The organism is Acidiphilium rubrum (genome assembly GCF_900156265.1).
GTDB classification, from domain to species: domain Bacteria; phylum Pseudomonadota; class Alphaproteobacteria; order Acetobacterales; family Acetobacteraceae; genus Acidiphilium; species Acidiphilium rubrum.
In genome coordinates this window covers 39,590-66,083 of sequence record NZ_FTNE01000018.1, presented here as the reverse complement: position 1 = coordinate 66,083, position 26,494 = coordinate 39,590, and the positions used below count along the sequence as shown (strand labels likewise).

The window sequence follows — 26,494 nt, the reverse complement described above, 5'->3', positions numbered from 1 at the left end:
AACAAAAAACACAAAAAGACAAGGGAAGTTCTTCTTTTTTGTGAACAAAAAAGAAGCAAAAAAAACTTTGTTAATTTGGGCCCGTGCCTTTGAAAACGCCCGTGCCCCCGAGTCAAAAAGTTTTTTGCTTCTTTTTTACAAAAAAGAAGCGCTTCCCTTCCCCTTCCCTACAGCACGATACCCGGCTCGTTCGATCACAAAACCCGTCAATTTATCGCGCACGCCAGATCACGAGCCGTGCTGCGCCGTGGGTGCGTTCGGCGAGCGGTTCGATACCGGGCGGCGGCGGATCGCTCCTGCCGAATTCGGCGGCGATCAGGGCTTCGGGGGTGATCCAGCCGGTTTTAGCGAGCGCTGCGATCGCGCGGGGGACCAGGTCGTTGCCGTAGGGCGGGTCGAGCAAAATCAGCGAGTGGGGTGGACCCTGGGGTGGATCGAGCGCGTCGGCGGGGATCAGGCGGGCGCGGTCGGTTGCGTTGCAGGCCGCGATGTTGCGGCGGATCATATCCATCGCGGCGCGGTCATGATCGATGAAGGTGGCGTTCGCGGCGCCGCGCGAGAGGGCTTCGAGCCCGAGCGCCCCGGAGCCGGCGAACACGTCGAGCACGGCGCTTCCTGCAACCGCGCCTTCGGCCCAGGGAGCGTGCATCAGCATGTCGAACAGCGCCTGTCGCACCCGCCCGGCGGTGGGTCGCGTCGTCAGACCCGGCGGCGCGCCCAGCGCGCGGCCACGCCAGGCACCGGCGATAATGCGCGGCGCCGCCATTATTTGTCCTTGGGCAATTGCTCGCGCAGGACCTTGCCGGTGATTTCGGCAACCGCGCCGCGCACCAGGCTGCCCAGCTGGAACGGGCCGTAGGCCACGCGGATCAGGCGGGTGGTTTCCAGCCCGAGTGCCGCCATGACCTTGCGGATTTCACGGTTCTTGCCTTCGGTGATGCTGACCGAAAGCCACGCGTTCGCACCCTTGGCGGAATCGACCTCCGCGGTGATCGGGCCGTAGCGAACGTCATCGACCGTGATGCCCTCTTTCAGCGCGGCGAGCTTGTCGGAATCGACCATGCCGTAAACACGCACCCGGTAGCGGCGGTGCCAGCCCGTGGTGGGAAGTTCGAGCCGGCGGGCCATGGCACCGTCGTTGGTCAACAGCAGCAATCCCTCGCTGTTGAGATCGAGCCGGCCGACGCTGACCACGCGCGGCAGGTCCGCCGGCAGTTTTTCAAACACGGTCGGGCGGCCTTCGGGGTCACGATGCGTGGTGAGCAGGCCATCCGGCTTGTGATAGCGCCACAGCCGCGTGCGGGCGGGTTCGCCGACCGGGTTGCCATCGACCAGAATGATATCGCCGGGGCTGACGAATGTGGCCGGGTGCTCGACCGTGCTGCCGTTGTGCACCACCCTGCCCTCGCCGATCATGCGTTCGGCATCGCGCCGGCTGGCGATGCCGGCGCGGGCAAGGTATTTGGCGATGCGCTCGCCCTGCTCGCGGTTCGGCGCGGCGTAGCCCCCTTTTTCGGTCATGACGCAGCACCGACCAGGGCGGCCAGAATGCGGGCATCGCCGGGATCGATCAGGAATTCGGGATGCCACTGCACGCCGAGGCAGAACCGGTGGGTGGCGGATTCCACGCCTTCGATCACCCCGTCCGGCGCGGTCGCGTTGATCCGCAGCGCGGCACCGGGGTCGCGCACGGCCTGATGATGTGACGAATTGATCCGCATGGAGGCGGTGCCAACGATCGCAGCGAGCCTCGTGCCGGGGCTGATCTGCACATCATGGCCGGGCTGGTCGCGCGGGTTCGGTTGCTCATGAGCCAGGGCGTTCACGATTTCCGCCGGGATATGCTGGATCAACGTACCGCCAAGGGCCACGGCGAGCAATTGTTCGCCGCCGCAGATGCCGAGCACGGGCATATCGCGCGCCAACGCCCCGCGCAGCAAGGCGAGTTCGGCGGTCGTGCGGCCCTGCTTGAGCGAAACGGTGTCGTGCCTGGTCGCATCACCGTACAGCGCGGGATCGACGTCGAACGCGCCGCCGGTGACAACCAGGGCATCGATGATATCGAGATAGGCGCCAGCCAGTTCGGCGCGATGCGGCACGGCCACCGGAATACCGCCGGCATCGGCGATCGCATCCATATAATTCTGGCGGATCGCGTACCAAGGAAATTTCGAGTAGCCGCCCGGTGCCTCGGCATCGAGGGTCAGGCCGATGGTCGGGCGCTTTGTCATATGCGGAGCTAGACCTGTTGGGTGCGCCAAGGCAAGAGAGCGGCATGACCCCGATGGCGCAGGCCCTGATCGAAGCCGGCAAGGCCGCCGCGCGCGGCGAGGTGCCGGTCGGCGCGGTGGTGACCGACGCGGCAGGTGCCGTACTCGCCGCCTTCGGCAACGAGGTGGAGGCGCGCAAGGACGCAACCGCCCATGCCGAGATGCTCGCGCTGCGCGCGGCGGCTTTGCGACTCGGTGGGAAATTTCTGCCGGGCTGCACCCTGACCGTGACATTGGAGCCCTGCCCGCTCTGCGCGGCTGCCGCCTCGCTGTTCAGGATCGAGCGGCTGGTGTTTGGCGCGTACGACCCGAAATCAGGCGGGGTCGAGCACGGGCCTCGCGTTTTCGAGCAAACCACCTGCCATCATCGGCCTGACGTGGTGGGCGGCGTGGCCGAGCGGGAGAGCGCCGAACTGCTGACGAACTTTTTCAAAACGCGGCGCGACCCGGCAAATTCTGCCGGGCGTTAACCGAACGCTTACCTTCATCTGACATTCTTGCGCTGCGACAAAATCGTCGCGACAGCAGGATGAACCGATGCCGCTCCGTGTCCCGCCACGTAGAACCCTGACCGAGGGGTTCGGCGCCCGATGAACAAACTGATCGAGAATTTGCGTGCACTCGGCCCGGTGAAACTCGGCGCCATGGCCGCCGTGGCAGTTGGCGTGCTGGCGTTGATGGCAACGCTGGCAATGACCGGTGGGCCCAGCCCCAACGCCACCTTATACGACGGGCTCGGCTTAAAGGACGCGAGCAACATCACCACCGCTCTGGCGGCGGCGCACATCAAATACGAAATCGGCGACAACGGCCACCGTATCATGGTGGAGCCGACGCAGTTGGATCAGGCGCGGCTGCTCTTGGCCCAGCATGATCTGCCGGCGGGCAGCTCGAGCGGTTTTGCGATTTTCGATCATCAGAATCCGCTGACCGGTTCGGATTTTCTCGACCGGATCGATGAGACCCGTGCGATCGATGGTGAATTGGAGCGCACGATCGATCTGATCCAGGGCATTCGGTCTTCACGGGTTCAGGTAGTCTTGCCCCAGGCCGACGATTTCAGCCTGCATACCGCCCCGGCACAAGCGAGCGTCATGCTGTCGCTCGCGGGTGCTGCGCCGCTCGACCGGCAGAGCATCGATGCGATCCTGAATTTGGTGGCCTCCGCCGTGCCCGGATTGAAACCTTCAAATATCTCAATCGCCGACGATCGAGGCGATTTGCTGGCACAGGCGGGCCGCAGCGACAACGCCATGCTCGATGCGCGGGATGCCAGCCTGAAGCAGGCAACCGAGCAGCATTTGACCGATGCTGTACGCTCGATGCTGGACGCCGCGCTGGGACCGAATCAGGTGCGGGTCGTCACGGCGGTCTCGATGAATTTTGACCGGACCGCGCAGACCGCGACAAGCTACGACCCGAACGGCCAGGTGGTGCGCAGCCAGCAGCAAAGCCGGACCAAATCCAACCGGACCGAGAACGATAACAAGACAGTCTCGGTTGCAAACAATCTGCCGGGCGCTTCGACCGCTCCGGCGACGCCGAAATCGGTCGATGCAACATCGCGCACCGACCAGACAACGAATTACGAGATCAGTCAGACGGTGAAACACACGATCCACGCGACACCCGAAATCACCCGGATCAGCGTCGCCGTAATGCTCGATGATGTCCAGGTCAAAGGGCCGAAGGGACAGATGATCACCCGCCCCCGCTCGGCGGCGACGATCGCGCGGATCCAGAATTTGGTGCAAACCGCGATCGGGTACGACAAGGCGCGCGGCGATGTGGTCGATGTGCAGTCGATGGCGTTCGCCAATACCGACACGATGATCGCCGCACCGAAACAGTCGCTCATAGCGCGCTTCATGAGCAGCGGCATGCTGATGCCGCTCCTGCGGATCGTGGTGAGCGGGCTGATCGCGCTTGCCGCCCTGCTGGTGGTCTTCCGGCCGATGGTTCGCCGCCTGACGGCACCGCCGGTCCCTGCCAGTGCCGATGCAGCGATCGCGGGTTCCACCCAGGCGGCGATCGCCGGGCCGGACCAGGAGGGGGTGGACAACCCGATCCGGGCGATCGTCGAGTTGATCGATCGCAATCCTGAAGAAAGTGTCGCCGTAATCCGTGGCTGGCTCAGCCAGGAAGGGACATCGTGAGCGGTTCGACCCTGGCGCTGAGCGGTGCTGCACGCACCGCCATCCTGATGCTCGCACTCGGCGATGAGTACGGCGGCAAGCTGATGGCGATGCTCAAGGACGATGAGATCCGCGATGTCTCGCGCGCCATGGTAGGTCTCGGCAAGGTCGGGCCGGAAGTGGTCGAGCAGCTGTGTCAGGAGTTTGCCGCAAGCCTCGGCCGTACCAGCTCCGTCTCAGGTTCGGCGGAAGCGACCGAACGGATGCTGCGCGCGATGCTACCGGCGGAAATGGTCAACCAGATTTTGGAGGATCTCTATGGTCCGGCGGGGCGCAACATCTGGGACAAGCTCGGCAAGGTAAACGAATCGGTACTGGCCGATTATTTATGCCACGAACATCCGCAGACAGCATCAATGGTCTTGTCCCGCGTGCCCGCGGACCACGCGGCACGGGTCATTCCGTTGTTGCCCGAAGCGCTGGCGATCGATGTGGTCGAACGCATGCTGGCACTCGGCGGCGTTCAACGCGAGGCGATCGATGATGTCGAACGCACATTGAAGGTCGATTTCATGGCCAATCTCGCATCGAGTGCGCAACGCGATCCACATGCGAAAATGGCCGAGATCTTCAATTCGTTCGACCGGGCCGTGGAGTCGCGGCTGATCGGCGCATTGGAAGTCAAGAACCAGGACGCGGCGCAGCGGATCAAGGCGCTGATGTTCACCTTCGATGATCTGGTGCGCCTCGCACCGCAGGATATTCAGACCCTGCTGCGCAGCGTCGAGAAAGAAAAACTGCCGATCGCCCTCAAAGGCGGGTCTGATCGGATCCGCGAATTGTTCCTCCGCAATCTGTCCGAACGCGCGGGCAAAATGCTGCGTGACGACATCGAAGCGCTAGGCCCGGTGCGGCTGCGCGATGTCGATGCCGCGCAACTCGCGATTGTCATGACCGCGAAAGAGCTTGCGGCACAGGGCGAAATCGAAATCGGCACAGGAAAGGAAGACGACCTTGTCATCTGACAACAGCAATTCACCGGAAACAACCACGCCACCGCGCGCTCTTGCGGAACTGCCGCTGGCAACACCGGCACCGCGCGCCGCAACCGAGGATCATCCGTCATCGCGCGCACCGCGTGACCTCGAGGCGGTTTACGACATTCCCGTGCTGGTCAGTGCGGTGCTCGGCCGATCGACCATGCAGGTCAGTCAATTGCTCAAGCTCGGGCGGGGTGCCGTGGTGGAGCTTGATCGCAAGGTTGGTGATCCGATCGATATTTTCGTCAATAACCGGCTGATCGCGCGGGGCGAGGTAGTCATGATCGACGAGACGAAACTCGGCATCACCATGACCGAAATCGTCAAATCCGATCGAGGCGGTTGAGGCCCGGCGATGCGCATTCTGATCATCGGATCGTTGCAGGGCGAACTCGGCGTGGCGGCACGGATTGCCGCTTCACGCGGGGCGATGCTCGACCAGGCGGAAACGATCGAGTCTGGCATGCGCCTACTGCGGTTGGAGGCGCGGATCGATCTGATCATTTGCGACGTGTCGCGCGATCTCCCACGCCTGATGGCGCAGCTCGCCAACGAACGATTCACAACGGCGGTAGTCGCTGCCGGCGCCCAGGATGATGAGGCTGCAGCGGTCGCCGCCATCCGTGCGGGAGCGCGGGAATATCTGCCGCTGCCGCCCGACGCCGAATTGATCGCCGCGATTCTCGCCGCCGTTTCGACCGACCTGCCCTCGGCGCTGGTGGTGCGCGACCCGGCGATGCTTGCATTGCTCGCGAAGGCCGAACAGGTCGCACAGTCGACGGCATCGATCCTGATCACCGGGGAAAGCGGCACCGGCAAGGAAGTTCTGGCACGGTTCATTCACGCGCAGTCACGCCGGGCGCGGGCACCGTTCATTGCGCTCAATTGTGCGGCGATCCCTGAGGCTTTGCTTGAGTCCGAACTGTTCGGCCACGAAAAAGGGGCGTTTTCGGGTGCGATCGCGCGGCGCGTCGGCAAATTCGAAGCCGCGCACCAGGGCACGTTGCTGCTCGACGAGTTGGCCGAAATGGATATTCGTTTGCAGGTAAAGCTGTTGCGCGCGCTGCAGGAGCGCTGCGTCGATCGGGTTGGTGGTGACCGGCCGATCCCGGTCGATGTGCGGATTCTGGCAGCGACCAATCGTGACCTGCTCGCGGCGATCGATGCCGGCCGGTTTCGCGAGGATCTGTTTTTCCGGCTGAACGTGGTCGCGCTGCATATTCCGCCTTTGCGGGAACGGCCATCCGACATCCCGACGCTCGCGCAGCATTTCGTCGACCATTATGCGGCGCTCAACGAATCCGGCGACAAGCGGTTGAGCGAGAGTGCGATGGCGCGGCTGATGGACCATGCCTGGCGCGGCAATGTTCGCGAGTTGGAAAACGCCATGCATCGCGCTGTGTTGCTGACGCCCGGCGCTCTGATCGATGCCGATGACGTCAGCATCGAAACCCGTCACGTCGCACCTGTGGCCAACGCGGTCAGCGCACGCGGCGAGCCGGGAATGGCTTCTCTGGTGGGCCGGCGGGTCGGGGACGTCGAGCAGGCGCTGATTTTGGAAACATTGCAGCACTGCCTGGGTAATCGGACCCACGCCGCTACGATTCTCGGCATCTCGATCCGTGCGCTGCGCAATAAATTGCGCGACTACGCAGCACAGGGCGCCGTGATTCCAGCGGCCCATAACGGGGTCGCTGCATGAAAAATCTGCTCCATCCCGCAGCGATCAACGCTGCGTTCAAGCGGTTTCGGCCCGGTAGCGACATCGGGTTGGCGGTGGCGGTGGTGTGCATCATCACCATGCTCATCCTGCCGTTGCCGCCGTTTCTGCTGGATGCTGGTCTGTCGCTGTCGTTCACTTCGGGTATTCTGGTGTTGATGGTTGCACTGTTTATTAGAAAGCCCGTCGAATTCACCAGTTTTCCGACGGTTTTACTGCTAACGACGTTGTTGCGACTGTCTCTTGACGTTGCCTCGACCCGACAGATTTTATCGCATGGCAGTGAAGGCGTCGACGCCGCCGGACATGTGATTGCGGCGTTCGGTGGCTTTCTGATGGGTGGCGATCTGCTGATCGGGCTGATCGTATTCGCGATTCTGCTTGTCGTAAACTTCATCGTTATCACCAAGGGCTCGACCCGCATCGCCGAAGTTGCCGCACGCTTCACGCTCGACGCGATCCCGGGCAAACAGATGGCGATCGATGCGGAAATGAACTCCGGTGCGATCAACGAAGCCACGGCACGGCGCAAACGCGCCGAGCTCGAGCAGGAAAGCGGCTTCTACGGCGCGATGGATGGTGCGGCGAAATTCGTCCGCGGTGATGCGATTGCGGCGTTGATCATCACCTCGATCAATATCGTCGGCGGGTTTGTCATCGGCGTCGCCCAGAAGGGCATGAGCGTCCACGACGCCGCATCGGCGTTCACCACATTGTCGATCGGTGAAGGCCTGGTCTCGCAAATTCCGTCCTTGCTGGTCTCGGTTGCTGCGGGAATCGTGGTGACCAAAGGGTCGGCCGAGGGCAGCGCTGATACCGCGCTGGTCGCACAGCTCGGCCGCTCGCCGAAGCCGCTCGGGATCGTGGCCGCGGCAGCGCTGGCGCTGGCGGTGGTGCCCGGCCTGCCGTTCGTGCCCTTTGCGCTACTCTCCGGGCTGGCCGGCTGGGCTTCATGGCATCGCTGGCAGCACCCGATCGTGGTGGAAAGCGTGGCCGAGCCGTTGCCGGTGGAGCCGGGGGAAGCGCCGATCACAGATGCGCTCAAGATCGATCAGATCAGGCTGGAGCTGGGGTATGGTCTGCTGATCCTGGCGGGTGGCGACACACCCAAGCTTACCGAGCAGATCAAATCACTGCGCCGGTCGATCGCGACCGAAATGGGCTTCATACTTCCCGCGGTCCGCATTCAGGACAACATGCAGCTGCCGGCAGACACTTATTCGATAAAAATCAAGGAAATCGAGGCGGGCTCCGGCAAGTTGCAGGCGACCAGGCTGCTCGCCATGACCGCCAACGGCACGTTGCCGGACGTTCCGGGCGAGCGCACGACCGAGCCCGCCTTCAACCTGCCGGCAATCTGGATTGATCCGTCCGACCGTGAACTGGCACGCACCAAGGGCTGCACGGTGGTCGATCCGGCGAGTGTTCTGACCACGCATCTGACCGAAGTCGTCAAGGAAAACATGGCGGAGATGCTGTCGTTTGCCGAGACGCAGAAGCTGCTTGACGATTTGCCGCGCGAGCAGCAACGGCTCGTCACCGAGCTCATTCCGAGTCAGTTGACCGTGGGTGGGGTGCAACGAGTTTTGCAGGCGCTGCTGGCCGAGCGGGTATCAATCCGGGATCTGCCGACGATTCTCGAAGGCATTCATGAAGCATGCGCGACGCAGATCAAGGGCGTGGCCGCCGTTGCCGCGCATGTGCGGATGCGGATGGCGCGGCAATTGACCGATGCGAATTTAAGTCCGCGCGGCTATCTGCCGCTCGTGGTGATCGGCCCTGAATGGGAGACCGAGCTGAACGAAGCGCTGGTCGGGCCGCCGGAGGCTCGCCAGCTTGCTCTGCCGCCGGGCCGCCTCGCCGATTTCATGCGCCGTGTCACCCAGGTGTTTGAATCGATTGCCGCCGAAGGTGAAACGCCCGTGCTGCTGACCAGCGCGCCGCTGCGCGCGCACATCCGCGCAATCATCGAGCGGATGCAACCATCAACGCCGGTCTTAGCGCAGACCGAAATATTTCCGCGTGCGCGGATCAGAACCCTGGGAGCCCTATAAATGCGTGTAAAACTGATCAGAGCCGGTTCAATGCGGCTGGCATTGGCGGAAGCCCATCGATTGATGGGACCTGAAGCATTGATTCTGCAAAGCCGCAGTGTAGACAACGATGTTGAGATTTCGGTCGCGACCGATTCTGAGGAAACGCTCGATCACCGCGAACAGTGGGGCGATGCGCTGGCGTTCCATCAGGTTCCAACTCAGCTGGCCGAACGGTGGCGCAACCAAGCGCCGGATACCGCGGTGGCCAGCACGTTCCGGTTTGGCGGGGTCGGCTACGAACGGCCCTTGTTGCTGGTCGGACCGCCCGGTGCCGGCAAGACGATGACGACGGTGAAACTGGCAACGCGCCTCGTACTCGACGGCATCCGTCCGACCGTGATCAACGCCGATCAGAACCGGGCCGGCGCGGCAGCACAATTGGCCGCCTTGTGTCGAATTCTGAAGGCGGAGTTCATCGATACGGAGGCGTCCGACCAAGCGCGCCGACGACGCAGCAAATCCGGCCCGACCCTGATCGATCTGCCAGGGATGGACCCGTTCAACGATACCGATATGGCAACGTTGTCACAAATGATCGAGCAGGTATCTGGCGTCGCAGCGCTCGTGCTGCCGGCAGGGCTCGATGTGCAGGACAGCGCGGATATGGCAGCGCGTTTCCATGCCGCCGGCGCGACCATGCTGATTCCCACCCGGCTTGATCTGACGCGCCGGCTTGGCGGCGTCCTTGCCGCCGCCGAGGCGGCACCGTTGATCCTCAGCCACGCCGGTACGTCCGGCTCGGTTACGGACGGACTGGAGCCGATGACACCGGCATTCCTGACCCGGCGATTGCTCAACCAGAACAGTAAGGAAGCGATCGCGCATGCCGCATGAACTGGACGATGCGATCGGCGATTGCATGGTAATGCCGAGCGCTGCGGCACTGTTCGGCCCGTCCCCTGTGCGTGGCACAACGCCTCGGCTGATCGCGCTGGCGTCCGGCAAGGGGGGCGTTGGCAAGACCTGGTTGAGCCTGACCCTCGCTCAAGCGCTCAGCGGGCGGCGTCGGCGGGTGTTGGTGTTCGATGCCGATTTCGGGCTGGCCAATGCCGACATTCAACTCGGGCATCTGGCGGGGCTCGATCTGGCAGCCATCATGCGCGACGGCACCGATTTACGCGAAGGTATCACCAAGGTCGCACAGGGCGGCTTCGATCTGATTGCCGGGCAAGCGGGGTCGGGCGCGCTGGCTGGGGTTTCGATCGAGCAGATCGCGGCACTGCTCGATAGGCTTACGGCACTGGCGAGCGACTACGATGTGATCCTGTTCGACCTTGGCACCGGCGTCGAGCCGGTGACCCGGCACGTCGCGGCTTATGCCGATACGGTGATCCTTGTCACGACCGAAGACCCTTCCAGCCTCACGGATGCCTATGCCGTGCTGAAACTGCTCAAGCGCGATCGTCTGGCGATGGGACGGCCTGTCGATGCGCGGATCGTGGTCAATCAGACCCAATCAGAACCGGCGGGCAAGCGGGCGCATGCCGCCCTGGCGCGCGCCGCACGTGGGTTTCTGCGGCTCGATCCGCCCTTGTTGGGCACGATCGGGCGTGATGAGCGGGTGGCCGAAGCGATCCGCTCGCAGCGCCTGCTGTTGTCGCAATTTCCCCAATCCGCCGCGGCGGGCAGCGTGATGGCGATTGCCCGGCGGTTGCTGGCACGATGAGGGGTGTGTCGGCTGAACCGAGTCAGTCGTCGGGGTGGCGGGCCAGCGGGTGGTGCGCATCGATCAGCCGTTGCAGGCGTTCGGCAAGAACATGGGTGTAGATTTGCGTGGTCGAGATATCGGCATGGCCCAGCAGGGTTTGCAGACTGCGCAAATCCGCCCCGCGCGCCAACAAATGCGAGGCGAAGGAATGGCGTAGCACATGCGGTGAGAGGCGCGCAGGGTCGATACGCGCCTGCAGGGCGATGCGTTTGAGCAGCAGGGCGAAGCCCTGGCGGGTCATCGCGGTGCCGGCGGTGCGACCCGGAAACAGGAAACGCGCGCCTTTCGGATGGGCGGCGCGCAGCTCGGCGGCGGCGGTGCGCGCGGCGGCTGAGAGCGGCACGATCCGCTCGCGGCCGCCTTTGCCCTTGATCAGCAGCAACACCGCATCGGTCGACAGGGCGGTCGCCGGCAGGGCCAATAATTCGGAGATGCGCATGCCCGACGCGTAGAGCATTTCAAGACCGGCCCGTGCGACGCGGGCCTGGGCTGCCGGCAGGCTGGCGGCAGCGGCCAGCAGCGCATCGACCTCCGCCTCGCTCAAAAAGCGGGGGATGGTTGCGGGCAGCCGTGGTGCGGGTGACAGGGCGGTCGGGTCATCGGCGCGTTGACCATCGCGCAGCAGAAAGCGCTGGAATTGCCGCAGCGACGACAGGCGCCGCGCCTGCGTCCGGGCGGACAGGCCAAGCCCTGCGAGTTCGGCGAGGTAGGCGGTGACGATTGCCGTATCGGCCGCCGCCGGACCAATGCCGCGTGCGGCACAGAATGCGGCGAAGCCAGCCAGATCGGCCTGATAGGCCATGATGGTGTTGCTTGCGGCGCCACGCTCGGCCGCCATCGATTCCAGAAACGCCTCGATATGTCGCTCTACCGTCATACGCCGAGTGTGGTAAGCCGCGCGGACCATGCTCGACAAGTCCAATACCCAGACATCCGACAATCAATCCGGCCCGATTGCGCGGGAGCCGCGCAGTATCGTGCTGGTCGGGCTCATGGGGGCGGGCAAATCGGCGATCGGCCGGCGGCTGGCGGCGCGACTTGGCCTGACATTCCACGATTCCGACATCGAAATCGAGGCAGCTGCGGGCCTCAGCATTGCCGATATTTTCGCCCAGCATGGCGAGGCGCATTTCCGGACCGGTGAACGGCGCGTGATTGCGCGGCTGCTGGCCGATGGCCCGATCGTGCTGGCGACCGGCGGCGGCGCCTTCATGGATGAGGCGACCCGCGCCTTGATCGCATCCTGCGGCATTTCAGTGTGGTTGCGGGCACCGGTGCCGGTGCTGCTGCGCCGCGTGGCGGGCCGCACGCATCGGCCGCTGTTGAACGCCGGCGATCCGGCCGAGATCCTCACCCGGCTTTCCGGGCTCCGCGCCCCGGTTTATGCCCAAGCCCACATCATCATCGACAGTTCCGAGGACCCGCCCGATATGACCACCGATACCGTCCTGGCCGCGCTTGATCGTTTCGCGCCCCCCCGATCGATTCCGGTCGCGTTGCCGGATGCGCCGTATGAGGTGGTGATCGGGCGCGGGCTTCTCAAAGGCGCCGGCGCGCGGCTGGCGTCCGCCCTGCCGCAGCTTCGGGTGATCGTGGTGACCGATGAGCATGTCGCGGCCGCACATCTGCCCATACTCGCGGCATCGCTCGATGATGCCGGGTTCACGCATGACACGCTGGTGGTGCCGCCCGGCGAAAGCTCCAAGAGCCTCGCGCGATTTGCCGCACTGATCGAGGATATTCTGGCGTTGAAACCCGAGCGGCAGACCGCGATCGTTGCCCTCGGCGGTGGCGTCATCGGGGATCTGGCGGGGTTTGCCGCCGCGGCGACGCTGCGCGGCCTGCCGTTCGCGCAGATCCCGACCTCGCTGCTGGCGCAGGTGGATTCCAGCGTGGGCGGCAAGACCGGGGTGAATTCGCGCCATGGCAAGAACCTGATTGGCGCGTTCCATCAGCCGCGGCTGGTGATTATCGACAGCGATACGCTGGCGACACTGCCGCGCCGCGAGGCCGCGGCGGGCTATGCCGAGATCGTCAAGGCCGGGCTGATCGCGGATGCCGATCTTTACGAATGGTGCGAGGCGAACGGTGCGGCGCTGCTCGATGGCGATCAGGCCTTGCAGGAACAGGCGATCGGCCGCGCCGTCGCCTTCAAGGCGGCGGTCGTGGTTGCCGACCCGCATGAGACGGCGCCGAACGATGGCCGCGCGCTGCTGAACCTGGGGCATAGTTTCGCTCACACGTTCGAGGCGGAAACCGGCTACGGCTCTGCCCTGCTGCATGGCGAGGCGGTGGCGATCGGGCTGGTCTGCGCGTTCGATCTGTCGGCACGGCTGGGGCATTGCCATCCGGAAATTGCGCGGCGGGTATCCGCGCATCTCGCAAGGGTCGGCTTGCCGCACCGGATCGATGGCTGGGCCGCCGCCGCGCTGATCGAGCACATGCAGCGCGACAAGAAAATGCGGGACGGCCGGCTCTCGTTCGTGCTGGCGCGCGGCATCGGGGCGGCGTTCACCAGCCGCGCGGTGCCGGCGGATGCGGTGCGCGAAACCCTGCTGGCCTGCGGGGCGGTGTAGAAACATGTACACCCCGCCGGCGTTTCGCGAAGACGATCCCGCGATCATCGCCGGCATCATGCGGGCGGCGCGCCTGCCAATTCTGGTCTCGGCCGGGGCTGACGGGATCGAGGCGACGCATCTGCCGCTGACCTGGCAGGAGTTACCGGCGCCGCACGGCCGGCTGATCGGCCATCTGGCCCGGGGCAATCCGCAATGGAAATCCCTCCGCCAGGGTGCCCAGGCGATGGCGCTGTTTCAGGCGCATGATTTCTATGTCTCGCCCAATTGGTACGAAACCAAGCGCGAGACCGGCAAGGTGGTGCCGACCTGGAATTACGAGGCGGTGCACGCCTATGGCGCGGTCGAGATCATCGAGAATGCGCAGGGTCTGCACGACATCGTCACGGCCCTGACCGATCTGCATGAGGCGCGTCAGCCGAAACCATGGCGGGTGGATGATGCGCCGGATGATTACGTGGCATCGCAACTCAAGGGCATCGTCGGGATCGTGATGGTGATCGACCGGCTGATCGGCAAGCGCAAGCTCAGCCAGAATCGCCCGGTGGCGGATCGGTTGGGCGTGATCGCCGGGCTCGACGCGGCGGGCGATGCGCCCTCGGCGGCGTTGCTGCGTTCGGTGGAACCAGCGGCGGATCGACCTGGCCCAGGACCCAACCCTCCACCGCGCGGATAACCGGATCGTCCGGAATACCATCCGATGCACCGCCGATCACGCGGATGATCGCGAGCACGCCGAGCAGGCAATCGAACCGATCTTCGCCGTCGGGCTTGGCACCGAACCCATCGTCCATCATGGCGGCCAGTTCACCGGTCGGGGTCGCACCCAGCCGGGTCATCACGGCGCCGATCGGCGCGGCGAGCGCGGCGCGGTCGGACTGGCGGCGCTTGCTGCCGGGCAGTTTCAAACCGAGTTGGACCAAGGCCTCCGCCGGGTAGGTTTCGGCCAGCGCGATGCCGCCGGGGCGGAGCAGATCGGTGAACCTGCCCTCATAGGGCCAGATGGCGATCGGGACCGCCTGTGCGAAGCCCGGGATCAGGCAATCCCGCCAAGCCGCCAGGGCCGCCTTGCCGCATTGATTGGCACCCATGGTCCAGAACATCGCGGCACCCGCCGGACGGTGTCGGGTCTGGCGGTCCGCCGCGCGGCGCAACGCGCTGGCATCGCTCAGCCCGAGCGCGGCCGCGAGCCGCGCCATCTGCCCGGCACCGGCAACGCTCGATTTGGGATAGAACGGCCGCGCAAGGCTGACCTCATCGAGTGAGGCGCAGGGTTGGAACAGCGCCGCATCCGGGCTGAGCCGACGCAGCCAGGCAGCGAAGTTCGGGATACCCGCGCGTGCGGCATAGGCCCGCGGCAGCCCCAGCGGAAAATCCACCCCCAGAGCGATCGGCGCGTGTTTCGCTTCGCCCGCCAGTCGCGCGAGCAGGGTTGCGGAGTCCGCAACCGGTTCCGGCGCGGCGATACGCCAGTCACCGTCGTAGCGCGCCTTGCAGATCCAGCGCTTACGGGGATCGACACTCCAATCGGCGTGGGCGGCCAGCATGACCGGAAATTGTAACAAAGCTGCCATCGACCTGCCATTTATCGGTTGTTATGTCGCGGCGGACATAAGGATAGGATTGCAGAATGGAACCACGCTACCGACCGATCGCCCAGGCGTTGCACTGGCTGATCGCGATTTCAGTGATCGGGCTGATCATTGCCGGATTGATCGTGCATTATAACTGGATTCCAAAACCGGGGCGGCTCACGCTGGCGCTGCTGCACATCAGCGTCGGGCTCACGATCCTGGTGCTGATGCTCGTACGCCTCGCCTATCGGTTGGGTCGGACGCCGCCGCAGTTGCCGGAAACCATTGCGCCGCATGAGCGGGCGCTGGCCGCCGCCGGACATTGGAGTTTCTACGCGCTCATCGTGGCCATGCCGATTTTCGGGGTGCTGTTCGTCGAGGGCGCGGGCCGGCCGGTCAAATGGTTCGGTCTGTTCAGCCTGCCGCAATTCGTCGGCAAAAGCCGCGCGATCCACCATGATTTCGCGTTTCTGCACTTCTGGGGCGGCATCGCGCTGATCGTGCTGCTGGTCGTGCATGTTGGCGCGGTGATCGCGCATGAACGGCGCGGCCAGCGGATTTTGATCCGGATGATGCCGCGCCGGTCACACTGACGGCATCATCGGTGATAGCCGGCCGCCGAGGCGCAACGGATCGATCCGCAGCGCCTTGCCATCGGCGCCGGTTTCGATCACCGCACCGCAGATGGTCGCCTCGCCATCTGCCGGGTGCAGGCGTTCGCCCGGCATTTTGCGGGTGAAGCGGGCGATCGCCGGGGCTTTGCCCATGCCGATCACGCTGTCGTAATCGCCGCACATGCCGACGTCCGCCATAAACGCGGTGCCGCCGGGCAGCACCTGGTGGTCGGCGGTCGGGCAATGGGTATGGGTGCCGAGCACGGCACTGACCGCACCATCGAACGCATGGGCGAAGGCCATTTTTTCGCTGGTCGCCTCGCCGTGGAAATCGACCAGTATGGCGGCATGGGTCACGCCGAGGCGGGCGCGCGCGAGGATCGTTTCGGTCGCGCGAAACGGGCAATCCATCGCGTCCATGAACAATCGGCCCATCGCCTGCAGGATCAGCACGCGCCGGCCATCCGCCAGCGTGATATCGACCGCACCCTCACCGGGCGTGCCGGGCGGGTAGTTCATCGGGCGGATCAGGCGTTTCTGCTGGGCGATGTAGGGAATGATTTCCTTGCGGTCCCACGAATGGTTGCCGAGGGTGATGGCATCGGCGCCTGCGGCGAAAATCGCCTCCGCCATATCGGGTGCCAGGCCGAACCCGTGCGAGGCGTTTTCGGCATTGACCACCGCGACGTCGATTTTCAAATCGCGCCGCAGCCCCGGCAGGGCCGCAACCACCGCATCGCGGCCGGTGCGGCCCATCACATCGCCCAGAAACAGAATTCTCATCGTCACTCCTTATCCGCAATGGCGGTAAGGCGTGCGACCGGTTTGGGCAAGCGCGGATCAGGCGGATTCGAGCACGTGCAGGATGCGGTTGGCGATCAGATCCTTCGATTTGGCGGCATACGCCGCCATGTGCGGCGTTTTGACATGGGCGGACAGCGCCTCCTTGGTGGCCCATTTTTCGATCACGACATAGCTGTCCGGCCCGAAATCGGCCGAGGCGATGGCGTGATCGGTATCGATCGCCGGCGCGTATTCGATGCAGCCGTCTTCGGCATGGACCATTGGCATCACCGCGTGGAACGCTTCGAGCAGTTCGGCGCGCTTGCCGGGCTTGGCGGTGAGAATGGCAAGGACATGGATCATGAAACTCTCCGGTTTAGGCGCTGGCGTGGTTGAGGGAGTCGATATCGGCTGGCGACAGGGTCAGTGACGCGGCCTTGATCAGATCGTCAAGCTGCGCCGTGCTGGTCGCACTCGCGATCGGCGCGGTGATGCTGGGGCGAGCGATCAACCAGGCGATCGCGACCTGACCCGGGGTGGCGTGATGGCGCGCCGCGATATCATCGAGGGCTGCGAGAATCTGCTTGCCCTGCGGGTTGAGATATTTCTTGACGCCCGCGCCGCGCGGGCTCGTGGCAAAATCGCCCTCGTTGCGATATTTGCCGGTGAGGAAGCCGGCCGCGAGCGCGAAGTAATTGATCACGCCGAGGTGCTCGGCGACGCACAGCGGTTCGAGCTCGGCCTCGTAGCCCGGGCGCTCGACCAGATTGTAATGCGGCTGGAGCGATTGGTAGCGCGGCAGCCCGAGGCGCTCGCTCGTCTCCAAAGCCTCCTTCAGACGCGGCGCGGTATAATTCGAAGCGCCGATCGCGCGCACCTTGCCTTGCTCGATCAACATGGCGAAGGCCTCCAGCGTCTCCTGCAGGGGGGTATCGGTCTCGTCGGCGTGCGCCTGATAGAGATCGATCACATCGGTCTTCAGGCGTTGCAACGAGGCATCGGCGGCGGCGAGAATGGTGGGTTTGGAGAGTTTCCTGCCATCCGCGCCGGTCATCATGCCGACCTTGGTGGCGATCAGCATCTCGCTGCGGGCACCGGTCCGGGCCAGCCAGTTGCCGATCACGGTTTCAGACTCACCACCTTTATGGCCCGGTGCCCAAACCGAATACATATCGGCCGTGTCGATCGCGGTCAGGCCGGCGTCACGCAACCGGTCGAGCAGGGCGAACGAGGTGGCTTCATCGGCGGTCCAGCCGAACACGTTGCCGCCGAACATGATGGGCGGCAGGGAGAGGCCGGAACGGCCGAGTTGTTTGTGGTTCATGCTGCGATTCCATGGTTGTGGTTGCACGCAACATGGTCAGACCGGCGGCGGAGGGCAAGCCGCCGCTCAGCGGGGGGTCTCCGCAACCGCCCGTTCCAGCACCTCGCGGATGAACCGCGTGTAGGGGATGCCGCGCGCCGAGGAGCGCGCCTTGACCGCGTCAAGCAGGGCTTGCGGCAGGCGCATGTTGATCTGCGCGGCTTTGGGCTCGAATTCGAAATGGGCCGGTTTGAACTGGCTGAAATCGAGGTCCGACAAATCCTGGTCGAGGAATGTTTCGGCCGCCTGATCGGTACGGAGGTCAGGGATTGGTCTGCTCATAGCGGGCAATTTCCTTGGCGTGCATGTATCGGGCGCTGATCGGGCGGATCGTTTGATGATCGCCCGACCGGCGCAGTGTGAAGACGATGAACAAGGGCCGGTTGTCGGCACCATACCCGATGGCGATGAAGCGCTGTTCGGCGGCGGCAGGATCGATCGCGGGCGCGATCCGAGGCGTTGCGGCGAAAGCGGCTTCGATTTCGGCGATCGATACACCGTGTTTCTGACATTTTTCGTGGTTGCCTGCGTCCCAGTCGAACCGCGTTATCATCGATTGTTGACGCTACAAAGTATAGAGGTTTGTATATACAAACGCAAGACCAAATGCAAAGTCTATTCCACCAGCCTGACCGGCGCGAGGTCGGACCAGCGATCGATCGGGTCGGGGTTTTCGGGATGGGCGGTGCCGCCGAGATGGCGGATGATGCCGGCCACGGCATTGAGCGCGGTGGTGACGGCACCTTCGGCCCACCCGGCGGTCCAGGAAATATCATCACCGGCGAGGAAGATGCCGCGATGGGGTTCGGGCAGGTCGTCCTGGACGAAATGGCTGAACAGACGGCGCTGGTAGCGGTAATGCCCGGGCAGATTGGCCTTGAACGCGCCCATGAAATTGGGGTCGGACTCCCAGGACACCGTGATCGGCGCGCCGATGATGTGTTGCGCGATATCGAGCGTGGGATAGATCTGGCGCAGGCTGTGCAGCATCAGGCGGACCCGGTCGTCGAGCGGCAGGGCGAGCCATTTCAGCGCATCGTCGCTCCAGGTGTAGGACAGGCAGATCACACCGGGCTTGTCCTCGCCATTGTCGAGCAGGTAGGTGCCGCGGGTCAGCCGGTCGGACAAGGTCATGCTCAGCGCGTGTTCGCCAGTGGCGGGATCGACATCGCGCCAGAACGGGCGGTCGACCATCACGAAGGTTTTGGAGGATTGCATGTAATGGGTGCGTTCCATCGCCATCCAGAGATCGTGATGGAACAGGGATTCGCTGCAATCGATCCGCGCCGAGAGCAGCCAGACCTGGCAGGTGACGATGACGGCATCGTATTCGGTGGTGGTGCCGTAGCGATCGGTGATCGCGAATTTTTTCGTGGTGCCGGGCGCGATTTTCGCGACACCGGGTTTCGGCACATGATTGTGCAGCGACGCCAGCGACGTGCCGGAAGGCCAATGCGCCATCACCTCCGGCACCAGCGCCCAGAGGCGGCGCGGCAATTGTTCGACCCCGCCGACCACGAGGCGATGCTCGTCATCCGCGCCGGTCGCGACGACGCGGAGAATTTCGAGGATCGAATTCGGAAAATCGGTATCCCAGCCGCCGGTGCCGAAGCCGACCTGGCCGAACATCTCGCGTGCCCGAAAGCCGAGTTCGCGGAACGCCTTGGAATTCGCGATGAAGCCTGAAAAACTCTCCTCATCGAGGCTTTCGACCAGATGATGCCAGAGCCGTTTGATGGTCGCCACATCGCGCGCCCGGATCGCAGCGGTGAGCTCGCCGTAATGCGCGCCTTCTTCCAGCGCCTCGGCCCAGGCGCGTTCGACCTCGGCAAACCGTTTCGGCAGATCATCCTTGGTGCGGGCATAATGTTTCACGCCGCCCAGTTCGATCACCGTGGAGGGCGTATCAGGCGCCAGCGGATTTGGGAAACCGATCGTCTCGATGCCGACCTTGTCGAAATAATGAAACAGCGCGCGCGAGGAGGGCGGAAACCGCATCGCGCCGAGTTCGGCATAGGCCCCTGCCCCGTCCTTGAACGGCTCGGAGCGCAGCCGCCCGCCGATCCGGTCGCTTTCGAACAGGACCGGTTTGAGCCCGAGTTTCATGAGTTCATGGCCGGCGACGATGCCGGCGATACCAGCACCGATGATCGCGATTTCAGTGCCATGCGCGGCGGCAGGCACCGCGCCAAGCCCCGCCCGATGGGAAAGGAAATCATCATAGGCGAACGGGAAATCAGGGCCGAACATAGTAATCGGGGCGGTCATGCGGTCAGGCTCCGATAAAGCTGGGGGCGGCGGTCGGCCAGCAGCGGGTCGCGGGCACGGACCAGCGCCTGATGCGCGGGATCGAGCGTCGCCATGATCAATGCCGGCCCGGCCGCCGCTTTGGCGAGGACCCGGCCATCCGGCCCGCAGATCGAGGATTTACCGAGATAGGCGAGGCCGTCCTCGCTGCCGCAATGATTGGCGTAGGCGATGAAGACCTGATTTTCATAGGCGCGGGTCGGGATGACATGATCCGCCACGACGTCGTAGGGCGGCATCAGCGCGGTTGGCACCAGGATCAGATCGGCCCCAGCGAGCGCGAGGGCACGGGCGGTTTCGGGGAATTCGATGTCGTAGCAAATGGCGAGCCCCAGCGTGAGGCCGCGCCAGGCGACCACGGGAAACCCGGCACCCCGAACCGCGAACATCGCCCGGTCGAGCTCGCCGAACAGATGGATTTTCCGATAGGTCAGCAGGATTTCACCCGCCGCATCGATCAGCGCGGCGCTGTTGGCCACGCCACTATCGACGATCTCCGGAAAACCGAGGCAGAGCGCGATGCCGTGCGCGCGGGCGATCGCACGGATTTTGGCCAAGCGTGGGTCCTTGAGGCTCATGGCGAGGGTGCGCGCCCGATCCGGGCCGAGATTATAGCCGGTGCAGAATAATTCCGGCAGCACCAGAAGGTCCGCGTGGCGTTGGCGGGCCGCGCGCGCGGTGGCATCGAGCAGGGCAATCGCCGCATCCGGGTCGGCGAAACATCCCTCGGTCTGGCAGATCGCGATGGTCAGGGTCATGGCTTGGGAATAGGCGGCGTCTCCGGCGGAGGCAACGCCCACGCCGGAGACGTGATCGGATCGCGGCCGTTACAACGCGTTGAGCACCAGATGCGCGCCTTTCTGGGCGATCGCACCCATCCGGGCACCCTGGCTGCCGGAGGCCATGACGATGTCGCCCGGCGCAATCAGGTCGCCGGCTTCATGAAAGAAATCATCGCGATCGAGCGCGGACAGCGCATCGTCGCCGGTGCGATAGTGCCACAGGGTGAAGCCATTTGCATAAGCGAGGACGGACAGGTTGCGCAGGGTGAAGGCCATGGTCAGATCTCCTTTGGGTCGACGATTGATGATGGTTGGGTCGAAAATAAGAAAGTAATCCTATCGTTCGGAAAATTTTTTTCGGGAACGATCGGCATACCAAGATCGAACCCGGCAACGATGCCGCGCGCGCGCAGCGCCTGTTCCAGTTCGGCGAGGGCGTAGCGCCATTGTCGCCAGTCGCTGCGATCCGACCCGCTGCGCCGGTCCGGCGCGCGGCCACGGTCGCCCCACACGCGCAGCACACGGGCGTGCACCAGGTCGATCCGGCGGGCGCGATACAGACGATCGAGACAGGTCAGGATCGTCTCCGGCGTGCAGGGCCGCGAGCGGTCATGCGGCAGCGGCGTGCCGGCGCGACGTGCCGCGAGACATCCGGCGGTCCAGAGCCAGGCGCGCTCGGCGGAGGCGAAGGGCTTGATCTGGTGGATCGGTCTGGCAAGGCCTGGGTCTGCTTCTGTGGTCGTCATCGTGGCCTCCGGTGTGAACATAACAAGAACATACTAACCGGAGGTTGTATTGCCCGCAAGAGAAAAACGGAGTTTTTTCCTATTTATCTCTTTCCAACCCGCTAAAATCCGTTAAGAACAAGATGATGCGACACGAAGATATCTGGCGCGCGATCGATACGCTGGCAGCCGAGCGCGGACTGTCGACCTCGGGTCTGGCGCGCAGCGCAGGGCTCGACCCGACCAGCTTCAACCCCTCGAAACGGCGCGGTTCCGATGGCAAACTGCGCTGGCCATCCACCGAAAGCATCGCCAAAATCCTGATGGCGACCGGCTCGGGACTCGATGCCTTTGCCGGTCTGGTGCTGGGCGCGCGCACCTTGCCGCCGGCGCGTGCCGCCGCGCGCCGCGTACCGGTGATCGGCCTGGCGCAAGCCGGCCAGGACGGTTTTTTCGACGATGCCGGCTACCCGGCCGGCGGCGGTTGGGATCATGTGGCGCTGCCGCGCACGGAGGCGGCGCTTGCCGATGATCCGCACGCGTTCGGCCTGACGATTCACGGGAATTCGATGGAACCGGTCTACCGCGAGGGTGACATCATTGTGGTGTCGCCCGCCGCACCGGTCCGGGCCGGCGACCGGGTGGTGGTGCGCACCGGCGCGGGCGAGGTCATGGCAAAACTGCTGCAGCGGCGCAACGCGCAGCGGGTGGAACTGGCGAGTTTCAACCCCGATCACAAATTGCTGGTTTTTCCGGCCGACCAGATCGCGGCGATCCACCGCATCGTCTGGGCCACCCAGTAGCGCGACGTCACGACCCGGCAAGCCGGCACTTTGCGCTGGCACCGCGTTTCTGTATGCAGTCACCCATGCGATTGCCGACACGCCACCTTCTGGGAATCGAAAACCTCCATCCCCGCGATATTTCGGCGCTGTTGGACCTCGCGGAGAGCTACGCGCTGCTCAACCGCTCCGGCAAGACCCGGCGCGACGTGCTGCGCGGGCGGACGCTGATCAACCTGTTTTTCGAGGACAGCACCCGCACCCGCACCAGCTTCGAACTGGCCGGCAAGCGTCTTGGGGCGGATGTCATCAACATGTCGGTCTCGACCTCCTCGGTCTCGAAGGGCGAGACGCTGCTGGATACCGCCGCCACGCTGAACGCGATGAACTGCGATCTGCTGGTGGTGCGCCATAAGGCATCCGGCGCGCCGGCCCTGCTGGCGCAGAAGGTCGATGCCGCGGTGATCAATGCCGGCGATGGCATGCACGAACATCCGACCCAGGCGCTGCTCGATGCGCTGACGATCCGCCGGCACAAGGGCACGCTCGAAGGGCTGACCATCGCGATCTGCGGCGATATCGCGCATTCCAGGGTCGCCCGGTCGAATATTTTGCTGCTGATCGCCATGGGCAGCCAGGTGCGCGTGGTCGGACCGCCGACACTGATCCCCTCCGGCATCGAACAATTCGGGGTGAGCGTGTTCCACGACATGCGGGAGGGTTTGCGCGATGCGGACATCGTGATGGCCCTGCGCCTGCAGACCGAACGGATGAGCGGCGGCATGATCCCGAGCGCGCGCGAGTTCTTCACCTTTTACGGGCTGGACGCGGCGAAACTGGCCGTCGCCAAGCCGGATGCGCTGGTGATGCACCCCGGCCCGATGAACCGCGGCGTCGAAATCGATAGCCAGGTGGCCGATGACATGACACGCTCGGTCATCCGCGAACAGGTCGAGATGGGCGTTGCGGTGCGTATGGCGGTGCTGGACGTGCTGGCCCGGACGGCGCTGCGCAATGCGTGACACGCTGATCACCGGCGCCCGGATCATCGACCCTGCCTCGGGGCATGACGCGATCGGCGATTGCCTGATCCGGGGCGGCATGATCGCCGATTTCGCCGGCGCACTGGGCCGACCGGCAGATGCAATGGTGGTTGATGGCACCGAGTGCATCCTCTGCCCCGGCCTGGTCGATGGCCGGGCATCGCTCGGGGAGCCCGGTTTCGAATATCGTGAAACCATCGCCTCGGCCGCGCTGGCCGCGAGCGCGGGCGGTATCACGACGATCGCGGTGCTGCCCGACAATGCGCCCCCGACCGATGACCCCGCCCTGGTGCGCGCCCTGGCGAGCGCCGGCGAGGCGAGCGGGCGCATCACCATCGCGCCCTACGGTGCCGCGACGCGCGGTTGCAGGGGCGAGAGCATCGCGGAATACGGGTTGCTGCGTGCGGCGGGCGCGATCGCGTTTTCGGATGGCGCGCGCGCGATCGGCCCGGCGGGGCTGATGCGCCGCGCGCTATCCTATGCGCGCGGGTTCGGTGCGATGATCGTGCAGCATCCCGAGGAACCGAGCCTCGCGGCGGGCGGCGCTGCGACCTCGGGTGCGCGGGCCACTCTGATGGGCCTGCCCGGCATTCCGGTTTGCGCGGAGGCGATGATGGTGGCGCGTGATATCACTTTGGTCGAACTGACCGGTGGTGCTGTGCATTTCGCGCATGTCTCGACCGGTGCGGCGCTCGACCTGATCCGGGCGGCCAAGGCGCGCGGCCTGGCCGTGAGTTGCGACACCGCGCCGCCCTATTTCGACCTGAACGAGACCGCGATCGGCGATTTCCGCACCTATGCCAAACTCTCGCCGCCGCTGCGCAGCGAGAATGATCGCCTCGCGGTGGTCGCAGCCCTGGCGGACGGTACGATCGATGCGATCGTATCGGACCATCAGCCGCGCGATGCCGATGACAAGCGCCTCCCCTTCGCCGAGGCCGCCCCCGGCGGCGCCGGGTTGGCGACATTGCTGGCCATCACGCTCGCGCAGGTGCAATCCGGCACGCTGACCCTGCACACCGCACTCTCGCTGCTGACCGATCGGCCGGCGCGCCGGTTCGGGCTCGATGCCGGGCGGATCGTCAAGGGCGGGACCGCCGATCTATGCCTGTTCGCGCCCGAACGATCCTGGCGGATCGAGGCCGGCAAGCTGCCCGGCAAGGCGCAGAACACGCCGTTCGACGGCCGCGCGGTTGAAGGCGTGGTGATCGGCACCTGGAAGGCCGGCGTGAGGGTATTCGGATGATCGGTCTCGCGGCATTGATCGGCTATCTGCTCGGCTCGGTGCCGTTCGGTCTGATCCTGACGCGCGCGGCCGGGCTGGGCGATGTGCGCAAGATCGGCTCTGGCAACATCGGTGCCACCAATGTGTTGCGCACCGGGCGCAAGGGGCTGGCCGCGCTCACTCTGCTGCTCGACGCGGTGAAGGGCGTGATTGCGGTGCTGCTGATGCACAATGAAGGGCGCTGGATCGTCGTCATCGCCGGTTTGTTCGCCGTCATCGGGCATCTCTATCCGGTGTGGCTGCGCTTCAAGGGTGGCAAGGGTGTCGCGGTCGGTCTGGGCGTTTTGCTGGCGCAGGCGTTCCCGGTCGGGCTGATCGCGTGCCTGGTGTGGCTGGGGATGGCGTTCTGGCGGAAATATTCCTCGCTCGCCGCGCTGACGGCGTTTGCGACCGCCCCGCTGGTTGCGCTGCTGCTGGGGGACTGGCGGGTCGCGATCGGGGCCGTGGTGATCGCGGCCCTGGTGTTTCACAAGCATCGCGCCAACATCGAGCGGCTGCGCGCCGGCACCGAACCGCGGATCAAGCTCGGCGCGTGATCGACCGGGTGGCCCTGCTGCGGTTGATCCGCACCGAAGGTGTCGGGCCGCAGACCTATCGGCGGCTGCGCGCCCGGTTCGACACGCCGGAAGAAGCCCTGGCCGCGATCCCCGCCCTCGCCCGCGCCGGCGGCCGCGCCAAGCCGCCCTTCGTACCCAGCCCGGGCGATGTGCGGCGTGAGCTTGACCGGCACGATAAACTCGGCGCGACGCTGCTGTTCATGGGTGAACCCGACTATCCCAAATTGCTCGCCTTGCTGCCGGATGCGCCGCCGGTGATCGCGGTGCTGGGCGATGTCTCGATCCTGCACCGGCCGATCGTGGCGGTGGTCGGCGCGCGCAACGCCTCGGTCAACGGGGCGCGGATCGCCGCGGATATCGCGGCCGAACTCGCGGCATCCGGCCGGCCGATCGCCTCGGGGTTGGCGCGCGGCATCGATGCCGCGGCGCATACCGCCGCCTTGCGCACCGGCACCACGATTGCCGCGATCCCCGGCGGGCTCGATGTGGTCTATCCGCCTGAACACAAGGCGCTCCAGGCCGAGATTGCCGCGCGCGGCGTCCTGATCGCCGAAGCACCGCCCGGCACCGCGCCGCTCGCGCGGCATTTTCCCAAGCGCAATCGCATCATCGCCGGCCTGTCGCTCGGCGTCGTCGTCATCGAGGCGGCCTTGCGCTCGGGTAGCCTGATCACCGCGCGCTACGCGCTCGACTACGGGCGGGAGGTGTTCGCGGTGCCCGGTTCGCCGCTCGATGCACGGGCGCGCGGCACCAACGACCTGATCCGCCAGGGCGCGCATCTGACTGAATCGGCCGGCGATGTGTTGATGAACCTGCCCGATCAGCCGGGCGCCTTGTTCGCCGATGCGCGGATCACCCCGGTTCAGCCCGGCTTGGCCGAACCGGTCGCAGCCCTTGACTCGGGCGGTTCGGACATCGATATGGCGCGGCGCGACATCCCCAGGTTGCTGTCCGCCAGCCCGATTGCGGTTGACGAACTGGCGCTGCACTGCCAGTTCTCCGCCTCCGTCATAATTGCCGTGCTCATGGAACTGGAATTAGCCGGGCGGATCGAGACTTTGCCTGGCAACAGAATCGGGTTGCTGCTGGACCCGTGACTTGCTCTGAATGCGCCCCGAACTGGAAAAATCGCCC

At 64.9% G+C, this 26,494-nt stretch carries 29 protein-coding genes and 1 pseudogene; 16 read left to right on the top strand and 14 right to left on the bottom strand.

Going from position 1 to position 26,494, the window contains the following annotated elements; translation table 11 throughout:
* Nucleotides 1-211: 211 nt before the first annotated feature.
* Genes rsmD through BW994_RS13380 form a run of 3 tightly spaced genes read right to left on the bottom strand, consistent with a single transcriptional unit; the run spans nt 212 to nt 2,231 of the window.
* The gene (rsmD, locus tag BW994_RS13390; protein ID WP_029314639.1) at nt 212-766 is read right to left on the bottom strand and encodes a 16S rRNA (guanine(966)-N(2))-methyltransferase RsmD; all 555 of its coding nucleotides are present in this window, start codon (nt 764-766) and stop codon (nt 212-214) included.
* Nucleotides 766-1,521 carry a pseudouridine synthase gene (locus BW994_RS13385; protein ID WP_029314640.1) on the bottom strand — a complete coding sequence of 252 codons (756 nt, stop codon included), beginning with the start codon at nt 1,519-1,521 and terminating at the stop codon, nt 766-768. Before BW994_RS13385 ends, rsmD begins: the two co-directional genes overlap by 1 nt.
* Complete coding sequence (locus tag BW994_RS13380; RefSeq protein WP_029314642.1) at nt 1,518-2,231, bottom strand: gamma-glutamyl-gamma-aminobutyrate hydrolase family protein; 714 nt, start codon at nt 2,229-2,231, stop codon at nt 1,518-1,520. Before BW994_RS13380 ends, BW994_RS13385 begins: the two co-directional genes overlap by 4 nt.
* Before the next feature lie 53 nt (nt 2,232-2,284).
* On the opposite strand from BW994_RS13380, the gene BW994_RS13375 reads away from it, so the two are divergent.
* From BW994_RS13375 to BW994_RS13340, 8 genes are all read left to right on the top strand, one after another.
* Nucleotides 2,285-2,740 carry a nucleoside deaminase gene (locus tag BW994_RS13375; RefSeq protein ID WP_029314644.1) on the top strand — a complete coding sequence of 152 codons (456 nt, stop codon included), beginning with the start codon at nt 2,285-2,287 and terminating at the stop codon, nt 2,738-2,740.
* Nucleotides 2,741-2,860: 120 nt separating this feature from the next.
* Complete coding sequence (gene fliF / locus BW994_RS13370; protein WP_029314646.1) at nt 2,861-4,426, top strand: flagellar basal-body MS-ring/collar protein FliF; 1,566 nt, start codon at nt 2,861-2,863, stop codon at nt 4,424-4,426.
* On the top strand, nt 4,423-5,430 hold the full coding sequence (locus BW994_RS13365; protein WP_281174474.1) for a flagellar motor switch protein FliG: 1,008 nt from the start codon (nt 4,423-4,425) through the stop codon (nt 5,428-5,430). The genes fliF and BW994_RS13365 overlap by 4 nt, the downstream gene beginning before the upstream one ends.
* Before the next feature lie 55 nt (nt 5,431-5,485).
* A complete protein-coding gene (gene fliN, locus BW994_RS13360) occupies nt 5,486-5,791 on the top strand; it encodes a flagellar motor switch protein FliN (protein WP_029314648.1) in 306 nt (101 codons plus the stop codon).
* Between the two features lie 9 nt (nt 5,792-5,800).
* Entirely contained in the window at nt 5,801-7,147 is a 1,347-nt protein-coding gene (locus BW994_RS13355; RefSeq protein WP_029314649.1) for a sigma-54 interaction domain-containing protein, read from the top strand.
* The gene (gene flhA, locus BW994_RS13350; protein WP_029314650.1) at nt 7,144-9,219 is read left to right on the top strand and encodes a flagellar biosynthesis protein FlhA; all 2,076 of its coding nucleotides are present in this window, start codon (nt 7,144-7,146) and stop codon (nt 9,217-9,219) included. Before BW994_RS13355 ends, flhA begins: the two co-directional genes overlap by 4 nt.
* Nucleotides 9,220-9,282: 63 nt before the next feature.
* The gene (locus tag BW994_RS13345) at nt 9,283-10,095 is read left to right on the top strand and encodes a P-loop NTPase family protein (protein WP_245801574.1); all 813 of its coding nucleotides are present in this window, start codon (nt 9,283-9,285) and stop codon (nt 10,093-10,095) included.
* A complete protein-coding gene (locus tag BW994_RS13340) occupies nt 10,085-10,927 on the top strand; it encodes a nucleotide-binding protein (RefSeq protein ID WP_081849273.1) in 843 nt (280 codons plus the stop codon). The genes BW994_RS13345 and BW994_RS13340 overlap by 11 nt, the downstream gene beginning before the upstream one ends.
* A 22-nt stretch (nt 10,928-10,949) precedes the next feature.
* On the opposite strand, the gene BW994_RS13335 is transcribed toward BW994_RS13340, so the two are convergent.
* The gene (locus BW994_RS13335) at nt 10,950-11,846 is read right to left on the bottom strand and encodes a tyrosine recombinase (RefSeq protein WP_029314653.1); all 897 of its coding nucleotides are present in this window, start codon (nt 11,844-11,846) and stop codon (nt 10,950-10,952) included.
* Nucleotides 11,847-11,874: 28 nt separating this feature from the next.
* Between BW994_RS13335 and aroB the strand changes: the two genes are divergently transcribed.
* Both aroB and BW994_RS13325 read left to right on the top strand, forming a co-directional pair.
* On the top strand, nt 11,875-13,545 hold the full coding sequence (gene aroB / locus BW994_RS13330) for a 3-dehydroquinate synthase (RefSeq protein WP_076454633.1): 1,671 nt from the start codon (nt 11,875-11,877) through the stop codon (nt 13,543-13,545).
* Nucleotides 13,505-14,041: pseudogene (locus BW994_RS13325) on the top strand (FMN-binding negative transcriptional regulator); the annotation flags it as partial. The gene aroB and the pseudogene BW994_RS13325, both read left to right, overlap by 41 nt.
* A gap of 31 nt (nt 14,042-14,072) precedes the next feature.
* On the opposite strand, the gene BW994_RS18905 reads toward BW994_RS13325, so the two are convergent.
* Complete coding sequence (locus tag BW994_RS18905; protein WP_342667873.1) at nt 14,073-15,119, bottom strand: hypothetical protein; 1,047 nt, start codon at nt 15,117-15,119, stop codon at nt 14,073-14,075.
* A gap of 56 nt (nt 15,120-15,175) precedes the next feature.
* Between BW994_RS18905 and BW994_RS13320 the strand changes: the two genes are divergently transcribed.
* A complete protein-coding gene (locus tag BW994_RS13320) occupies nt 15,176-15,712 on the top strand; it encodes a cytochrome b (RefSeq protein ID WP_029314658.1) in 537 nt (178 codons plus the stop codon).
* On the opposite strand, the gene BW994_RS13315 is transcribed toward BW994_RS13320, so the two are convergent.
* The 9 genes from BW994_RS13315 to BW994_RS13275 form a co-directional block, all read right to left on the bottom strand.
* On the bottom strand, nt 15,704-16,516 hold the full coding sequence (locus BW994_RS13315) for a TIGR00282 family metallophosphoesterase (protein ID WP_029314660.1): 813 nt from the start codon (nt 16,514-16,516) through the stop codon (nt 15,704-15,706). The two genes, BW994_RS13320 and BW994_RS13315, sit on opposite strands and share 9 nt — an antisense overlap.
* A 57-nt stretch (nt 16,517-16,573) precedes the next feature.
* On the bottom strand, nt 16,574-16,879 hold the full coding sequence (locus tag BW994_RS13310) for a putative quinol monooxygenase (protein WP_029314662.1): 306 nt from the start codon (nt 16,877-16,879) through the stop codon (nt 16,574-16,576).
* A 13-nt stretch (nt 16,880-16,892) separates the two neighbouring features.
* On the bottom strand, nt 16,893-17,840 hold the full coding sequence (locus BW994_RS13305) for an aldo/keto reductase (protein WP_029314663.1): 948 nt from the start codon (nt 17,838-17,840) through the stop codon (nt 16,893-16,895).
* 66 nt (nt 17,841-17,906) lie between these two features.
* Entirely contained in the window at nt 17,907-18,161 is a 255-nt protein-coding gene (locus BW994_RS13300) for a CopG family antitoxin (protein WP_029314664.1), read from the bottom strand.
* Complete coding sequence (locus BW994_RS13295) at nt 18,142-18,432, bottom strand: BrnT family toxin (protein ID WP_029314666.1); 291 nt, start codon at nt 18,430-18,432, stop codon at nt 18,142-18,144. The genes BW994_RS13300 and BW994_RS13295 overlap by 20 nt, the downstream gene beginning before the upstream one ends.
* A gap of 62 nt (nt 18,433-18,494) precedes the next feature.
* On the bottom strand, nt 18,495-20,147 hold the full coding sequence (locus BW994_RS13290) for a flavin monoamine oxidase family protein (protein WP_029314667.1): 1,653 nt from the start codon (nt 20,145-20,147) through the stop codon (nt 18,495-18,497).
* Nucleotides 20,144-20,944: a carbon-nitrogen hydrolase family protein gene (locus BW994_RS13285; protein ID WP_029314669.1), complete on the bottom strand. Its 801-nt coding sequence runs from the start codon at nt 20,942-20,944 to the stop codon at nt 20,144-20,146. The genes BW994_RS13290 and BW994_RS13285 overlap by 4 nt, the downstream gene beginning before the upstream one ends.
* A gap of 69 nt (nt 20,945-21,013) precedes the next feature.
* Entirely contained in the window at nt 21,014-21,244 is a 231-nt protein-coding gene (locus BW994_RS13280; protein ID WP_029314671.1) for a hypothetical protein, read from the bottom strand.
* A 2-nt stretch (nt 21,245-21,246) separates the two neighbouring features.
* A complete protein-coding gene (locus BW994_RS13275; RefSeq protein ID WP_175612119.1) occupies nt 21,247-21,714 on the bottom strand; it encodes a hypothetical protein in 468 nt (155 codons plus the stop codon).
* Nucleotides 21,715-21,839: 125 nt separating this feature from the next.
* Here BW994_RS13275 and BW994_RS13270 point away from each other — a divergent pair, with 125 nt between their 5' ends.
* The 5 genes from BW994_RS13270 (at nt 21,840) to dprA (ending at nt 26,457) form a co-directional block, all read left to right on the top strand.
* Nucleotides 21,840-22,496 (top strand): S24 family peptidase, encoded by a 657-nt coding sequence (locus BW994_RS13270; protein WP_029314674.1) that lies wholly within the window; start codon nt 21,840-21,842, stop codon nt 22,494-22,496.
* Between the two features lie 65 nt (nt 22,497-22,561).
* A complete protein-coding gene (locus tag BW994_RS13265; protein WP_029314675.1) occupies nt 22,562-23,497 on the top strand; it encodes an aspartate carbamoyltransferase catalytic subunit in 936 nt (311 codons plus the stop codon).
* Nucleotides 23,490-24,764: a dihydroorotase gene (locus BW994_RS13260; RefSeq protein ID WP_029314676.1), complete on the top strand. Its 1,275-nt coding sequence runs from the start codon at nt 23,490-23,492 to the stop codon at nt 24,762-24,764. The genes BW994_RS13265 and BW994_RS13260 overlap by 8 nt, the downstream gene beginning before the upstream one ends.
* A complete protein-coding gene (gene plsY / locus BW994_RS13255; protein WP_029314678.1) occupies nt 24,761-25,339 on the top strand; it encodes a glycerol-3-phosphate 1-O-acyltransferase PlsY in 579 nt (192 codons plus the stop codon). The genes BW994_RS13260 and plsY overlap by 4 nt, the downstream gene beginning before the upstream one ends.
* A complete protein-coding gene (dprA, locus tag BW994_RS13250; RefSeq protein ID WP_029314680.1) occupies nt 25,336-26,457 on the top strand; it encodes a DNA-processing protein DprA in 1,122 nt (373 codons plus the stop codon). Before plsY ends, dprA begins: the two co-directional genes overlap by 4 nt.
* Nucleotides 26,458-26,494: the final 37 nt, after the last annotated feature.